General features: G+C 74.6%; 14 protein-coding genes and 1 tRNA gene. 7 read left to right on the top strand and 8 right to left on the bottom strand.

Annotation, left to right across the window (positions count from 1 at the left end; genetic code table 11):
* Window positions 1-144: 144 nt before the first annotated feature.
* The gene (locus ABZ340_RS00005) at window positions 145-681 is read right to left on the bottom strand and encodes a superoxide dismutase family protein (RefSeq protein ID WP_358779420.1); all 537 of its coding nucleotides are present in this window, start codon (window positions 679-681) and stop codon (window positions 145-147) included.
* A 340-nt stretch (window positions 682-1,021) separates the two neighbouring features.
* On the opposite strand from ABZ340_RS00005, the gene ABZ340_RS00010 reads away from it, so the two are divergent.
* Complete coding sequence (locus tag ABZ340_RS00010; protein WP_358779635.1) at window positions 1,022-1,660, top strand: VTT domain-containing protein; 639 nt, start codon at window positions 1,022-1,024, stop codon at window positions 1,658-1,660.
* A gap of 99 nt (window positions 1,661-1,759) precedes the next feature.
* Here ABZ340_RS00010 and ABZ340_RS00015 read toward each other — a convergent pair whose 3' ends face one another.
* Entirely contained in the window at window positions 1,760-1,990 is a 231-nt protein-coding gene (locus ABZ340_RS00015) for a DUF2277 domain-containing protein (RefSeq protein WP_358779421.1), read from the bottom strand.
* A 210-nt stretch (window positions 1,991-2,200) separates the two neighbouring features.
* Between ABZ340_RS00015 and ABZ340_RS00020 the strand changes: the two genes are divergently transcribed.
* The gene (locus tag ABZ340_RS00020) at window positions 2,201-3,232 is read left to right on the top strand and encodes a 2-dehydropantoate 2-reductase (RefSeq protein WP_358779422.1); all 1,032 of its coding nucleotides are present in this window, start codon (window positions 2,201-2,203) and stop codon (window positions 3,230-3,232) included.
* A gap of 97 nt (window positions 3,233-3,329) precedes the next feature.
* A complete protein-coding gene (locus tag ABZ340_RS00025; protein WP_358779423.1) occupies window positions 3,330-3,692 on the top strand; it encodes a hypothetical protein in 363 nt (120 codons plus the stop codon).
* A gap of 98 nt (window positions 3,693-3,790) precedes the next feature.
* On the opposite strand, the gene ABZ340_RS00030 is transcribed toward ABZ340_RS00025, so the two are convergent.
* A tRNA-Val gene (locus tag ABZ340_RS00030) sits at window positions 3,791-3,862 on the bottom strand.
* A gap of 264 nt (window positions 3,863-4,126) precedes the next feature.
* On the opposite strand from ABZ340_RS00030, the gene ABZ340_RS00035 reads away from it, so the two are divergent.
* The 3 genes from ABZ340_RS00035 (at window position 4,127) to ABZ340_RS00045 (ending at window position 6,701) form a co-directional block, all read left to right on the top strand.
* On the top strand, window positions 4,127-4,894 hold the full coding sequence (locus tag ABZ340_RS00035) for a DUF4097 family beta strand repeat-containing protein (protein ID WP_358779424.1): 768 nt from the start codon (window positions 4,127-4,129) through the stop codon (window positions 4,892-4,894).
* Window positions 4,895-4,965: 71 nt separating this feature from the next.
* Window positions 4,966-6,405 (top strand): hypothetical protein, encoded by a 1,440-nt coding sequence (locus tag ABZ340_RS00040; protein ID WP_358779425.1) that lies wholly within the window; start codon window positions 4,966-4,968, stop codon window positions 6,403-6,405.
* Between the two features lie 77 nt (window positions 6,406-6,482).
* A complete protein-coding gene (locus ABZ340_RS00045; RefSeq protein WP_358779426.1) occupies window positions 6,483-6,701 on the top strand; it encodes a zinc ribbon domain-containing protein in 219 nt (72 codons plus the stop codon).
* 29 nt (window positions 6,702-6,730) lie between these two features.
* Here ABZ340_RS00045 and ABZ340_RS00050 read toward each other — a convergent pair whose 3' ends face one another.
* Both ABZ340_RS00050 and ABZ340_RS00055 read right to left on the bottom strand, forming a co-directional pair.
* Window positions 6,731-7,375 (bottom strand): response regulator transcription factor, encoded by a 645-nt coding sequence (locus tag ABZ340_RS00050; protein ID WP_358779427.1) that lies wholly within the window; start codon window positions 7,373-7,375, stop codon window positions 6,731-6,733.
* A complete protein-coding gene (locus ABZ340_RS00055) occupies window positions 7,366-8,511 on the bottom strand; it encodes a histidine kinase (protein ID WP_358779428.1) in 1,146 nt (381 codons plus the stop codon). The genes ABZ340_RS00050 and ABZ340_RS00055 overlap by 10 nt, the downstream gene beginning before the upstream one ends.
* A 132-nt stretch (window positions 8,512-8,643) precedes the next feature.
* On the opposite strand from ABZ340_RS00055, the gene ABZ340_RS00060 reads away from it, so the two are divergent.
* The gene (locus ABZ340_RS00060) at window positions 8,644-9,438 is read left to right on the top strand and encodes a DedA family protein (protein ID WP_358779429.1); all 795 of its coding nucleotides are present in this window, start codon (window positions 8,644-8,646) and stop codon (window positions 9,436-9,438) included.
* On the opposite strand, the gene ABZ340_RS00065 is transcribed toward ABZ340_RS00060, so the two are convergent.
* From ABZ340_RS00065 to ABZ340_RS00075, 3 genes are all read right to left on the bottom strand, one after another.
* Entirely contained in the window at window positions 9,356-10,168 is an 813-nt protein-coding gene (locus ABZ340_RS00065) for an HAD family hydrolase (RefSeq protein ID WP_358779430.1), read from the bottom strand. The genes ABZ340_RS00060 and ABZ340_RS00065 overlap by 83 nt on opposite strands.
* Complete coding sequence (locus tag ABZ340_RS00070) at window positions 10,168-12,660, bottom strand: phosphoribosyltransferase (protein WP_358779636.1); 2,493 nt, start codon at window positions 12,658-12,660, stop codon at window positions 10,168-10,170. The genes ABZ340_RS00065 and ABZ340_RS00070 overlap by 1 nt, the downstream gene beginning before the upstream one ends.
* Before the next feature lie 119 nt (window positions 12,661-12,779).
* The gene (locus tag ABZ340_RS00075; protein WP_358779431.1) at window positions 12,780-13,946 is read right to left on the bottom strand and encodes an HpcH/HpaI aldolase/citrate lyase family protein; all 1,167 of its coding nucleotides are present in this window, start codon (window positions 13,944-13,946) and stop codon (window positions 12,780-12,782) included.
* Window positions 13,947-13,961 lie beyond the last annotated feature (15 nt).

Below are 13,961 nucleotides of genomic sequence, written 5' to 3' on the forward strand. Positions count from 1 at the left end.
GTTTTTTGTTTTTTTTTGTGTTTTCTTTTACTGTTCCGGCCCCACCCGCGGGCCCCCCCCCCCCCGGCCCGGCGGCGGCCGCCGCGCGGGGGCCCCCCCCCCCGGGGGGGCCCCCACCACGGGTGTTCCGGCCGCGGGCGGCGCTCAGCCGGTCCCGGCGAACGGCACCGTGAAGCAGGCGGCGCGGGTCCCCGCGTTGCCCGGTTCGTCGTGGAGGATGACGGAGGACGCCTCACCGCGCCGGAAACCCCAGTCGTGACGCGCGCTCGCCCGGCCCGCGCCCCGCGCGTCGGCGGTGAAGTCGAGCCAGACCTCGTTCTCCGGGTTGGCGTCGGCCGGATCGGTGGACGGCCGGTGCTGGTAGTGCCCGCCCGCGGCGGCGGGGTCGGCACCGCAGGGCGCGCGGTGCACGTGCACGCCGTACGTGTGGCCGGGCTTCATCCCCGTCACGCGCAGCTCGACGGTGGTCGCCCCGTTCCCGGCGACGTGCTGCCTGACCTCGATGCGTGAACCGGCCGGGACCAGCTTCTCGTCGTACGTCACCGCCGCGGGCGCCGTCCCGCCGGCGGGCGGCGCGAACCGCCCGTCCACGCGCACCGTGTGGTCACGGGTGCCGCCGTCGGCGGCGCCGCTCGCGAGCACGGCCGCGGCCACGGCGCCCGCGCATATTCCTGCCACCATGATGTGTTCCGTTCCTCGGGTTCCGGTGGAATGGCCGGCGTCGGGGCGGCGCGCCGGCCGTCGCTCGCGCGGTCCGGGCCTGCGCCGGGCCACACCCCACCGTCGTTGCTACGGGACACCCCCGCCCGCCGCTCCCGGGAGGCGGCAGTCGGGTGACGGGGGCGGAGACGGCGCAGGGGCGAGAGCCGCCGAGTGAGCGGAATGTGTCGAACACACGAGCCCCCTGTGAACGCTCTGTCACACCCCAGGCGTACGCTGTATGGCTGTCATCGGCCGCTCCTGCCGCTCCCCCGCGCACCGCGGCACGGTCTGGCCCACGGGGGAGTCACGGGGAGTCGTGGTGGTCGAGAGTCTCGGGAACGTGGGTTCGCTGGTCAGCAGCCCCTGGATCTACGCCGTGGTGACCCTCTCGGTCCTCCTGGACGTGTTCCTGCCGATGCTGCCCAGCGGGGTCCTGGTGATCGCGGCGGCCACCGCGGCGGCCGCGGGTTCGGGCGCGGCGACCGGACGGGTCCCGCACGGTCTGCCCGGCATCCTGGTCCTGGTGCTGTGCGCCACCACCGCCTCGGTCCTGGGCGACCTGGTGGCCTACCGCCTCGCCCGGCGCGGCGGTGCGCGGCTGGACCGCGCCCTCTCCCGCTCCCGCCGCCTGTCCGCCGCGCAGGAACGTCTCGGCACGGCCCTCGCCCGGGGCGGCGGCGTCCTCGTCGTCCTCGCGCGCTTCGCCCCCGCCGGCCGCTCGGTCGTCTCCTTCCTCGCGGGCGCCGCCCACCGCCGGGCCCGCGAGTTCCTCCCCTGGTCCGCGCTGGCCGGCCTGTCCTGGGCCGGCTACAGCGTCACCCTCGGCTACGTCGGCGGCCAGTGGCTGGGCGCGACCTGGCTGGCGGCGGGGGTGTCGCTGCTGGCGCTGTTCGGCGCGGGCGCCGGGGCGGCCTTCCTGGTGCGCAGGCAGCCGCCGCCGGCCGCGGAGGCGCCGTGACGGGCCCCGGTGACGACCGGCACCCCTGTCACGTCCAACCGGCACTCCTGTCACGTCCACAGGGGAAGCGGTCCGGCGCGAGGTGCCCCGCGGGCGGCGTCATCCCGCCCGCCGGGCTGCGGCGCCCCGCACCTCCAGCCCGTCCAGCAGCTCGGCCGTGGCCCGCGCGACCGCTTCCACGGCCCGCTCGAACACCTCCTGGTTGTGCGCGGCCGGCGCCCGGAAACCGGAGACCTTCCGCACGTACTGCAGGGCGGCGGCCCGGATCTCCTCCTCGGTGGCCTCCTCGGCCAGCACGGGCGGGCGAAGCGTCTTGATGCTGCGGCACATGGTCCCAGTGTCGTCCACCGGTCCTGCCGCCGCCCGCACTTGCCCACGATCCGGGCCTTCTCCCTTTGTCCTTCTCCCTTTGTCCTTCCCCCGTCACCTCTGCCCGACCCCGTGCCTGCCGCCGTCTGTCCTTCTCCCCGCCCCTCTGTCATGATCACCGCGAAGGCGGCCACCTTCCGAGGGGCCGACCGACGAGAGGATGACGACACCATGACCGACGACACCACGACCGACGGCACCACGGCCGACGACACGACGACCGACGGCACCACGGCCGACGACACGACGACCGACGGCACCACGGCCGACGGCACCACGGCCGACGGCACGACGACCGGCACCGGCCTCACCGTGGCCGTCCTGGGCCCCGGCGGAGTGGGCGGCCTGCTCGCCGCGCTCCTGGCCCGGGCCGGGCACCGGGTGATCTGCCTGGCCGGCGAGGAGACGGCGCACGCGCTGCGCACGGACGGCCTCCGGGTCCGCAGCGGACTGTTCGGAGACTTCACGGCCCGCGTCGAGGCCGGCACCACCCTGCGGGAACCGGTCGACGCGTGCCTGATCGCGGTCAAGCACACCGCGCTGGACGCGGCGCTCGCCCGCGTACCGGCCGCGGCGCTGGGCGACGGCCTGCTCGTACCGTTCCTGAACGGCGTCGAGCACCCCGCGGCCCTGCGCGCCCGCTACCGCCCCGGGCAGGTGGCCCCCGCGGTCATCCGCGTCGAGTCCACCCGTGTCGCCCCGGGCGTCATCGACCACGGCAGCCCCTTCGCCGAGATCGACCTGGCCGGCTCCCCGGCACCGGTGCCGCGGACACGCCTCGACCCCCTCGCGGCGGCGCTGTCCGCCGCCGGCCCGGTCACCCGCGTCGTGGAGGACGAGACGGCCGCCCTGTGGGCGAAGATGTCGTTCCTCGCGCCGCTCGCCCTGCTCACCACCCGCTACGGGCTCCCTTTGGGTGCCGTGCGCGACCGGCACCGCGACGAGCTGACGGCCCTGGTGGAGGAGACGGCCGCGGTCAGCCGTGCCTGCGGCGGCCCCGCGGACCCCGCCCAGGCCCTCGCCCGCTACGACGCGTTCCCGCCGCAGACCAGATCGTCCATGCAGCGCGACGCCGAGTCCGGCCGTCCGCTCGAACTGGACGCCATCGGCGGCGCGTTGCTGCGCGCGGCCGAGCGGCACGGCGTACCGGTCCCGGTGACCGCCCGCGTGGTGCGGGAACTGAGGGACGCCGTACGGCGGTGACGGGGCCCGCACCCCGGGACACACGTTCGAGTGAACCGGGGCGCGGATCCCGCGGAGTACCGCATCCCCCATATTCGAACAGACGTATCATCTCTGCGTGGCAACGACCTATGACTTCCCGAGTGACCTCCTCGCCGGTCAGCAGGAACTGCATCAGGTCCGGGCCGAGCTGTCGGCCCTGTTGAAGCGGCTCCCCTGGTCGGTCGAGCCCCTGGACGGCTTCAGCGACGACAACGGCTGGCGCAAGGTCGAGCGACCCGCCTCGCCCGGCTGGTCGGCCGACGAACAGGCCGAGGTCGAGAAGTTGCGGCAACGGGAACGCGAACTCGCCGTCTTCGTCAGCACCCACCGCTACTGGTCCGAGCTCGACGGCGCCGACCGCGTGGCGGCCCGCTCCCGGCTGAAGCACGTCCACGAGACCCCGCCCGAGGGCGCCGAGGGCAACGGGCCGGGCTCATAGGGCGCCGAGGCCGCCGGAGACCCGAAGCGGAGACACGAAGAAAGGCCCCCGGTCTGTCTCCGGGAGCCTCTCCGCCGGTGCTCGTCCACCGGTTCCGGTGGGCGCGGACGGTTTCGAACCGCCGACATCCTGCTTGTAAGGCAGGCGCTCTACCCCTGAGCTACGCACCCTGAACGAGTCGACAGCCTACCTTGCCCGGGGCCCTGTCCCGCAAACCCGTATCGCGCACCCGTTCCCCTCCCTGGCCCTGGGGCCCGCGCCCCTGGGACCGATCCGGGGGTTAACCCCACCACCGGTCCGGGAGCCGCCCGGATCCCGGCGCGGGTGCCGGGTCCGTACGGTCGAAGAGCCTCACCGCGCAGGGCCCGCCCGGGCCCGGGTGAGGCGCCTCGTCGTCATGCCCGGTGACATCCGGGATATCTGGGGAGATTGTCATGGCCCGTACCGTTCCTGCTCGCGCCGTCGCCGTCGCCGGCGCCGTCGTGGTTCTCGTCGCGGGCCTCGGCGCCTGCGCCTCCCCCGGGGACGACGAGGACCCCGACCGCCGCTCCTTCCCGCTGAGCGGCAGGACCCTCACCATCGACTCCGACGACTCCGCGCTGGAGATCGTCGCCGCGGACGGGAACGAGCCGGGCCGTGTCCGGGTCACCCGGTGGTTCTCCGGCTCGGTCACCCTCGGCGAGGCGCCGAAGGTGAGCTGGAAGATGGAGGACGACCGGCTGGTCCTGCGGATGCACTGCTCGGGCTTTGTCGCCGACTGCGCGGCCAGGCACCGGATCGAGGTGCCCCGCGGCGTCGCCGTGAAGGTCGACGACAAGGACGGCAGCGTACGGGCGCGGGGGTTCCGGGACGCGCTGAGCATCCGCACCGCCGACGGGTCCGTCCGCGTCACCGACTCCACTGGGCCGCTGGTCCTGCGCAGCGACGACGGCTCGGTCCGCGCGGAGGTCTCCTCGCGCCGGGTGGAGGCCCGCACCCGGGACGGCTCGGTGCGCCTGGAACTCGGCGCCGTACCCGACCTGGTGGACGCCCGCAGCGACGACGGCTCGGTGACCGTCGGGCTGCCCCGGGGCACGTACAAGGTGTCGACCCACACCGATGACGGCTCGGTCGACGTGTCCGTGCCCCGGGACGACTCCAGCCCCCATGTGGTGAACGCCCGTACCGCCGACGGAAAAGTCACCGTCCGCACGGCGAACTGACCGGCCCGTGTGTTCGTCCCTTACGGGTGGGAGAATGAACCCGGGCAGGGCGGACGACACGGGAGAGGGATGTGACGGCGACACCATCGCAGCCGTATACGCCGCCGATGGAGCCGCGCGCGCCTCGCCCGCCGCACCGGTCGCAGCACACCCGCCGGGCCGGGCACCGGGCGCGGCGCCCCCACCGGACCGGCGCGCTCCGCGACGCGTTCACCCTGCTGGGCCTGCCGCTCGTCGCCGTTCTCGCGCTGCCCGCCGCGTTCGCCGGCGGCGGCACCCGGCGCTGGTTCGGCGGACGGGCCGAGAACCAGCGGGCCGAGGCGCAGGCCGCGAAGGACGCCGCCGCGGCGGCCTTCTACGAACTGGACACCGCCCAGCGGGACCTGCGCATCTCCATCGAGACCATCACGGCCGTCGACGACTCCCCCGCCGTCCGGCGCGCGGTCGCCGGCTTCGAGGAGCTGGGGCGGCGCATCGACGAGGCCAGCCGCCGGTACATCGACGCCGTCGACGCCCACGACCTGGACCGCGACGACCTGGAGGCGTCGGCCGCCTCCCGCGCCCGCGCCGACCTGACCGCCGCCCAGGACGAGCTCGGCCGGGTCAAGCGGGAACTGGACCGTTTCGCCGAGGGCCTCGGCCCGCTGATCGGCAAGGCCGAGACCCGGCTGGCCCGGCTCGCCCCCGCCGTCGAACGGGCCCGGCAGTCCCTGCGCGCCGCCTCCGACGCCCTGGACACCGCCCGGGGCTCCGGGCTGAAGGCGGACGACCTCGCCGCGCGCCTGGCCGCTCTCGGCCCGGAGCTGACCAAGCTCAACCAGGGCGCCGGACAGCACGGCGTGCCGCAGACCCTCGAACGGGCCGAACGGGTCACCCGCGAGGCCGAGACCGTCCGCGCCGAGGCGGAGCGGCTGCCCGAGCGCGCCGCCGAGACCGACCGCCGCATCGTCTCCCTGCGCACCCGCGCCCAGGCGCTCACCACCCGCGCCGAACAGGTCGAACCGGTCCTCAGCGAGCTGCGGCGGCGCTTCGCCCTCGCCTGCTGGCAGGATCTCCAGCACGTGCCGGAACAGGCGGCCGAGACCGTCCGCCGGGCCGAGCGGAAACTGGCCGAGGCGCAGGCCGCGCGGGACGAACAGCGCTGGCCCGACGCGACCGCGCTGCTGTCGACGGTACGGGCCCTGCTGAACGAGACCGACGAGGCGGTCTCCGCCGCCGGCGACCGGCTGCAGCGGCTGAACGCCGTGCAGAAGGATCCCCGGCAGGAGATCGAGCGGACACGTTTCGCCCTCCGCGACGCCCAGCGGCTGGCCATGGCGGGCCGTACCACCCCCGATCCCCGGCACGCCCGTCCCCTGGACGACGCCGTGGCCCGCCTGGAGCGCGCGATCACCACGCTCGACGGCCGGCACCCCGACTACTGGCACTTCCTGACCGAGACGGAAGCCGTCCGCCGGACGGTGGCCCGCGTGGTCACCCAGATCCGCGAGGACCGCGCCCCGGGCCACTGAGAGCTCCGTCGCCGCCCGGCCCCGGCGCCCGTCTTCCGCCCTACGACAAGGACGGCGGCGCCGGTTAACCTGTGCCCATGCCTCGTTACGAGTACCGCTGCCGGACCTGCGGCGACACGTTCGAACTGAGCCGTCCCATGGCCGAGTCCTCCGCTCCCGCCCCCTGCCCCGCCGGGCACGACGACACGGTGAAGCTCCTGTCGACGGTCGCGGTCGGCGGTTCGGCCGCCGCACCGGCCTCCGCGCCCCCGGCGGGCGGCGGAGGCGGCTGCTGCGGCGGGGGCTGCTGCGGCTGACTCCCGCCCCGCCGGGCCCGGGCGGCGCTTCAGCTCCCCAGGTACCGCAGGACCGCGAGCACTCTGCGCGAATAGCCTTCACCCCCGGACAGTTCGAGCTTGTCGAAGATCGCGTTGATGTGCTTCTCGACACCGCTCTGGGAGATGTGCAGCCGCCGTGCGATCGCCGCGTTGGTGTGGCCCTGCGCCATCTCGGCGAGCACGGCCCGCTCCCGCGCGGTCAGCCGGGCGAGCAGGTCGGTGTGGGTCGTGCGGCCCAGGAGCTGGCGTACGACCTCCGGATCGAAGGCGGCCCGGCCGTCGGCCACCCGCTCCAGCGCGTCGAGGAACTCGTCGACCTGGACCACCCGGTCCTTGAGCAGGTAACCCACTCCTTCCGTCTCCCCGGTCAGCAGCTCCGTCGCGTACCGCTTCTCGACGTACTGCGAGAGCACCAGCACCCCGACCCGCGGCCATCGCGCGCGTATCTCCAGGGCCGCGCGCAGACCTTCGTCGGTGTGGCTCGGCGGCATCCGGACGTCCGCGACGACCACGTCCGGCGGGTCCTCGGCGACCGCCTTCAGCAGCGACTCGGCGTCGCCGACGGCCGCGAGGATCTCGTGGCCCTCCTCCGCCAGCAGGCGGACCAGTCCTTCCCGCAGCAGGGTCGAGTCCTCGGCCAGGATCAGTCGCATGGCAGCTCCGCGGCCACGAGGGTGGGGCCGCCCGGCGGGCTGACCACGGCCAGGCTGCCGTCCAGCGCGGCGACGCGCCGGGCCAGCCCGAACAGTCCGCTGCCGGCGGCGTCGGCCCCGCCGCAGCCGTCGTCCTGGATCGCCACATGCACCATCCCTTCCTCGGCGCCGCCGACGGCGACGGTTATCCGGCTCGGCGCGGCGTGCTTGACCGCGTTGGTGACCGCCTCGCACACCACGAAGTAGGCGACGGTCGCGACGGCCCGCTCGGGTTCCTCGGTGAGGCGGTACTCCACCCGCACCGGTACGGAGGCCCGCTCGGCGACCGTCTCCAGCGCCGCGCGCAGCCCCGCCTCGTCCAGCGTGGTGGGGTAGATGCGCCAGGCCACCTCGCGCAGCTCGTCCAGGGCGCGGCGGCTCTCCTCGTGGGCCTGGCCCAGCAGACGGTCTCTGCGGCCGGCGTCCTGGCTGCGCCGGGCGCGGCCGAGCAGCATCCCGAGGGCGACGAGGCGCTGCTGCACCCCGTCGTGCAGGTCGCGCTCGATGCGGCGGCGCTCGTCGTGCACCGCGTCGACGACGGCGGCCCGGGTCGCCGCCAGCTCGGCGATGCGCCGCTCCAGCTCCTCCTGGTGGCGGGGGCCGAAGCAGTACCGCGCCCACTGCCCTTCCAGCCCTGCGACGCCGAAGACCCCCTGCACGGCGAGGAAGAGCAGGAAGAACCCGCCGAGACTGCTCAAGGCGATCGAGGCGGGGTCGCGTATGCCGTCCACCAGGATCCAGCCGTACGTCCAGAACAGGCCGTACCCGAGGCCGGTCGCCGCCGACAGCATCACGACCCCGCCCAGCAGACCCAGGGCCCACCGCCACGCCACGTACCGCAGGGCCCGCAGGTCCTCGTGCGCGGGCGGGACGCGGACGCCCAGCCAGATCCGCAGCCGGGCCCGCTCCAGCTCCGCCAGTCTCCGCGCGCACACGAGGACCGGGCGGAGCACGGCGCGGCGTCCGGCGGGCCAGGCCGCCACCGGCAGCAGGGCCGCCCCCGCCAGGACGGCGAAGGGCAGCTCGATGACGGCCGCGGCGGCTCCCGTGATCAGGCCCACCCCGTACCGCGCTCCGCGTCGCGCCATGTCTCGCATGATCGCGAGGCTAGCCGCGGGCGGGCCCGGTGCACACTGCGGAAAACCGCACTGTCCGGCTGCGGTTCGCCGCAGCGGATCGTGCGGTCTTCCTCAGGGTCCCTTCAGCCACGATTTCCTAGCGTGGTCGGCATGACAGCCATCGCAGCGCAGACGGCCGCGGACAGCGGGGCCGCACCGCAGTGGATCAACGACCTCATGGACGCGCTGGGCGCGCCGGGCGCCGGCATCGCCATCGCCCTGGAGAACCTGTTCCCTCCCCTGCCGAGCGAGGTGATCCTGCCGCTCGCCGGGTTCGCGGCGAGCTCCGGCCGGATGGACCTGCCGGCCGTCCTGCTGTGGACGACGGCGGGTTCGGTGATCGGCGCGCTCGCCCTGTACGGGATCGGGGCGCTGCTGGGCCGTGACCGGACGGTGGCGATGGCGGGACGGCTGCCGCTGGTGAAGGTGGCGGACATAGAGAAGACGGAGGCGTGGTTCCTCCGGCACGGTACCAAGGCGGTGTTCTTCGGCCGGATGATTCCGGTCTTCCGGAGCCTGATCTCCGTGCCGGCCGGTGTCGAGCGGATGCGGCTGCCCGTCTTCCTGGCCTTGACCACGCTCGGCAGCGCGCTGTGGAACACCGCGTTCGTGCTCGCCGGGTACGCGCTGGGGGACAACTGGTCCCAGGTCACGCAGGTGGTCTCCGCGTACTCGAAGGTGGTCCTCGCGGGCGCCGCCCTCGCGGTGCTGGTCTTCGTCTGCCTGCGCCTGCTGCGGCCGGGGGCCGGCCGGCGCAGGCGGGGCGGGCACGGGCGGCCCGAGGACGGGCCGGCCGCCGAGGACGCCGCCGCTCCGGCGGGGGTCACCCGGCCGGGCGGACCGCCCGCAGGAACTCGCGCAGGATCCGCTCCCCGGCCCATACCCCCCGCTCGGGCAAGGCGCTGACCGTCGGTGCCGTCCAGCCGGTGTCGGCCAGCTCACCGTGGCCGGGGCGCCAGCCCCGGTCCGCCGCCAGCAGCAGGTCGGCGTCGAGGAGGGAGTCACCGGCCGCGAGGGTGAGCTCGGCGCCGGTGCGGCGGACGACCTCCCGGACGGCGGCGCTCTTGGTGAGCGGTTTGGGAACGGCGTAGACCTTGCGGCCCTGGAGGGAGACGGTCCAGCCGCGGTTCTCGGCCCATACGGCGAGTTCCTTCACCCAGTCCGGTGGCAGCAGCTCCCGTTCGACGACGAGGTAGGCGAAGAGGTCCTCGGCGGTCCGGTGTTTGCGCACCCACAGCGGGTCGGCGGCGGACATGAGGTGCTCGCGCACCTCGGCCAGCGGAGCGCACTCGTCGGCCAGCCGCGCCCTCACCCGCGCGTGCCAGCCGGCGTCGGTGACCCCGTCCACCAGGAGGTGGCCGCCGTTGGCGCAGATCGCGTACTTCGGCGGAGGGCCGGGCAGGGTGATGCGCCGGTACTGCTCGCGCGTGCGGGTGGTGGTGGGGACGAAGACGGCCGTGTCGCCGAGTTCGGCCAGGAGGCGGGCGGCGGTCTCGGTCAGGTACGACAGCGGCTTGCCGTCGTACACCTCCACGCACAGCAGCCGGGGCGCCCGCTCGTCGGGCACGGTCAGCGCCAGGGCGGCGGCGGAGTAGATCAGCGTGCGGTCGAGGTCGCTGGCGACGAGCACCGGCATCAGACGGTCACCGCCTTGCCGTCGGCGCCCGTCGCGCCGCGCGTGTACCGGGGGTGGATGAGTCCGACACAGGTGTAGGGCAGGTCGGCGACCTCCTCCACGGGCACGCCCCGCTGTTCGGCGAGCAGCCGGACGTGGTCCAGGTCGCGGCCGGCGTCCGCGCGCGCGAGCACCTTCCACGGCACCCGGCGCAGCAGCACCCGGGTGGTCTCGCCGACACCGGGCTTGATCAGGTTCACGTCGTGGATGCCGTACTCCTCGCTGATGCGCTCCACCGCGGCCCAGCCCGCCCAGGTGGGTTCCCGGTCGGCGGACAGCAGTTCCTTGGCGCGGGCGTCGGCCGTGTCGGCGACCTCGCCGAAGCACGCGGAGACGGCGTCGAGGAAGGCCACCGACACATCCGCGCCGGCGAGTTCGCGGTAGTACTTCGCGCCGTGGAAGTCGTGCGGGCCGACGAGGTCGGCGCGGAGCACGGTGCGGGATATCAGGCCGGAGACGGTGGAGTTGAGGCACGCGGAGGGGATGAGGAAGTCCTCACGGGTGCCGTAGGTGCGCACGCAGGAACCGGGGTCGGCCAGGACGGCGATCTCGGGGTTGAATCCGGTGATGCCGTCGGTCGCCTCGAAGGCCCGTACGGCGTCGGCGAGTTCGCGGGTGATGGCGCCCTTGCCGGTCCAGCCGTCGACGAAGACGACGTCGCGGGGGTCGTGGTGGGCGGCCAGCCAGCGCAGCGCGTTGGCGTCGATGCCGCGGCCCCGGACGATCGACACGGCGTAGTGCGGCAGGTCCAGGCCGTGCCGGAAGCGGGCCCAGCGGCGCATGAGGATGCCGACGGGCGTGCCGGCGCGGGCGAGGGAGACCAGGACGGGGCGGGCGGACCTCTCGGTGAGCACAATCTCGGTGACGGTGCCGACGGCCTGCGCGAGCCGGGTGGCGGACGCCCGCAGCGCCTCGTGGAACAGCTCCTGGTACCGCTCGCTGGGCTGGTACTCCACCGGCAGGGACTCCGCGTAGTGCGCGCCGCCGCGCTGGATCGCCTCCTCGCGTTCCTCGGTGGGCGCCTCCAGGGTCACGTCCGAGAGGTCCTGGAGCAGCCAGCCGACCTCGTCGGGCGCGTACGAGGAGAAGGCGGGGCCGCGGAGGGGCTCGGGCAGCATGGTGGGCCTTTCGGGCGCGAGCGGGGACGCGCCGCGGGAGGGGGCATAGGGGGCGCGGGAGAGGGCGTACGGGGGGATGTACGAGGGGACGACCGCGAGGCGGACGTGCGGGACGTGGGCGGCGAGCTGGGCCAGCAGGCCGCCCGGCGCGTGCAGCGCGGGCGTGTCGGCCACCGAGTCGACGACGGCGACGACGGCGTCGAAGCCGGCGCCCGCCACGTTGTAGGCGTAGCGCTCGCCGGGGCCGTCGGCGGGGTCGTCGTGCGCGGGGAAGACCAGGCGGGTGCGGATCGCGTAGCCGGGGTCGTCGACGGCGAGGACGGGCGAGCGGGTGGTGGTGGAGTAGCGCACCTCGGCGCCGACGATCTGCTCCAGCTCGCGGGCGAGCCGCAGCGGCGCGTACATCAGCTCCTCGCAGCCGAGGACGAGGACCCGGCGGGCACCGGCGGGCAGCGCCTCGGCGACGCGGGCGGCCATGGCGGGCAGGGCGCTCTCCAGCCGCGCCCGGTGGGCGGGCGTGAACCCGTGCCGGCCGCCGTCGGGCAGCCCGCGGGGCCAGCACAGGTCGACGCGCGGGACGGGCACGGCCGGCGCTGGCGGGGCGGCGGCCGGTTCCGTCTCGTGGCGGGCCACCAGCTCCTGCCCCTTCGCCAGCACGTCGGCGGGCAGGCGGACCGTGCCGCGGGCGTGGGTCACCAGGTCGACCCGGGCGCCGATCTCGCGGGCGAAGCCGTCCAGGCGGCCGGCGTCGGCGGGCGAGCGCATGTCCACCAGGGCGACCACGACGTACCGCGCGCGGGGGTGGCGCTCGTGCAGGGCACGGAGGGTGTTGAGCACCGTGTTGCCCGTGGAGAACTCGTCGTCGACCAGGACCAGCGGCCCGTCGCCGGCCAGCAGCGCCGGGTCCTCGGGCAGCAGCAGGTGGGAGGTCGCGTGGGAATGGGACTCCTCGAAGCCGCCCGCGCGGGCGACCCCGGCGACCGGGCGGCGGGTGGAGTGCAGGCAGGGGGCGCCGCCCAGGCCGTCGGCGACCGAGTGGCCGAGGCCGGTGGCGGTCTCCGCGTAGCCGAGGACGACGGCCGCGCCGGCCTCCTCGTCGCCCAGCAGGTCGCGCACCCGCCGGCCGAGGGCGAAGCCGCAGCCGTACACCACGGACGGGGACTGCGGGACGTGCTTGCCGAGCACGTTCGACACGAGCAGGTGGGCCCGCTTCGGGTTGCGGCGCAGCGCGAGCCCGAGCAGGTCGGTGAGCCCCTCGTCACCGGCCAGTTCCACGCCGAGCCGCTCGGCGACCCAGCTGCCGGACCACACCCCGGCGTGCTCTCCCTCGTCCATGCCCTCGTGTCTCCCCTCGTCCACTGCGTCGCCCACCGCGCCGCCCGCCGTCTCGTCCACCGCGTCGTCCACTGCCTCGTCCACCGCGTCGTCCACCGCGTCGTCCACGCGTCCCCGCGTCAGTCGGACAGGCCCGCGGCGAGCAGCTCGACGAAGCCGATGTCCTCGTTGGCCACGCCGAACACCTCGGCGCGCAGCAGCGTCCGCTCCGCCCAGGCGCGGTGCGGCTTCACCTCGTTCATCTTGTTGGTGTACGCCGACCTCAGGACGCCTCCGCCGCAGCGCTCGGGCCGGAGGATGTCCTGGGCGTCGCTGAACTCCTCGTGGCTGACCACGGACAGCGCGTGCACCGGCAGCACGTGGGAGGGGTGGATGCAGGTCTTGCCCAGCAGGCCGTTGGCCTGGTCCAGGGAGATCTCCCGCAGCAGGCCGTCCATGGCGTGCTCGATCAGCCGGGTGCGCAGTTCGGCGGCCTGCACCTGGAGGAAGGGGCTCTGCCGCAGCTGCGGTTTGAACATGCGCTCCTGGACCCGGAAGTACTCCCACACCGGCCCGGTGACGGTGAAGCCGGTGCCGTCGGCCCGGCCGAGCATGTTCACCACGTCGGCGATCACGGAGGCGACGATCTGCACATCGTAGGCCGTCATGTCGGGGCCTCTGCGCAGCCCGTAGGAGGAGCAGAAATCGGTCACGCCCAGGCGCAGCGCGAGGACGCGGTCGCGGTACTTGTCCACCGCGCGGAAGATGCCCTCCAGGGTCTGCACGCGCGTCTCCCGGTACAGCAGCTCCGGCGACTCCAGCACCGGCATGGCGAACAGCCGCCGCCCGCACGCCGCCTCCGCGGCGGAGAGGGCCTCCAGGAAGGGCACGCCGCGTTCCTGGGTGAACTTCGGCAGAACGAATCCGGACAGCGTCCGCACGGCCGGGCCGAGGCGGTGCACGAGGTCGGGTATCTGCTCGGGGACGCGGACCCGGACGAACAGCAGCGGCAGGTCGGCCCCGGGGCGGCCGGCGAGATCGGTGAGCTGCCGTACGAGGTTCTCCTCGCCGGCCGGCACGTCCGCGTCGTCGATCGAGTCCTCCAGGCACAGCACCATCGAGACCACGCCGCGCGCCGCCTGCTTGAGGACGTCGTCGGCGAGGCGCGGCCGGGTGGCCGGGCTGTACAGGGTGGCGCCCAGGGCGGCGGAGAGCAGCCGGGCCGGGGAGTCCGCGCCGAACTCGCACGGCTCCTGATGGAAGAGGCGCTTCCGCACCTCAGGGGCGATCTGCCCGAAATGACGCATACAAGCTCCCCCGCG

The organism is Streptomyces sp. NPDC006134 (assembly GCF_040628835.1).
Taxonomy (GTDB): domain Bacteria; phylum Actinomycetota; class Actinomycetes; order Streptomycetales; family Streptomycetaceae; genus Streptomyces.

Excerpts from the sequence above, each read along its gene's own strand:
- ABZ340_RS00005 (WP_358779420.1), bottom strand. The coding sequence starts at position 681 with ATGGTGGCAGGAATATGCGCGGGCGCCGTGGCCGCGGCCGTGCTCGCG.
- ABZ340_RS00015 (WP_358779421.1), bottom strand. The coding sequence starts at position 1,990 with ATGTGCCGCAGCATCAAGACGCTTCGCCCGCCCGTGCTGGCCGAGGAG.
- ABZ340_RS00020 (WP_358779422.1), top strand. The coding sequence starts at position 2,201 with ATGACCGACGACACCACGACCGACGGCACCACGGCCGACGACACGACG.
- ABZ340_RS00035 (WP_358779424.1), top strand. The coding sequence starts at position 4,127 with ATGGCCCGTACCGTTCCTGCTCGCGCCGTCGCCGTCGCCGGCGCCGTC.
- ABZ340_RS00045 (WP_358779426.1), top strand. The coding sequence starts at position 6,483 with ATGCCTCGTTACGAGTACCGCTGCCGGACCTGCGGCGACACGTTCGAA.
- ABZ340_RS00050 (WP_358779427.1), bottom strand. The coding sequence starts at position 7,375 with ATGCGACTGATCCTGGCCGAGGACTCGACCCTGCTGCGGGAAGGACTG.
- ABZ340_RS00055 (WP_358779428.1), bottom strand. The coding sequence starts at position 8,511 with ATGCGAGACATGGCGCGACGCGGAGCGCGGTACGGGGTGGGCCTGATC.
- ABZ340_RS00060 (WP_358779429.1), top strand. The coding sequence starts at position 8,644 with ATGACAGCCATCGCAGCGCAGACGGCCGCGGACAGCGGGGCCGCACCG.
- ABZ340_RS00065 (WP_358779430.1), bottom strand. The coding sequence starts at position 10,168 with ATGCCGGTGCTCGTCGCCAGCGACCTCGACCGCACGCTGATCTACTCC.
- ABZ340_RS00070 (WP_358779636.1), bottom strand. The coding sequence starts at position 12,660 with ATGGACGAGGGAGAGCACGCCGGGGTGTGGTCCGGCAGCTGGGTCGCC.
- ABZ340_RS00075 (WP_358779431.1), bottom strand. The coding sequence starts at position 13,946 with ATGCGTCATTTCGGGCAGATCGCCCCTGAGGTGCGGAAGCGCCTCTTC.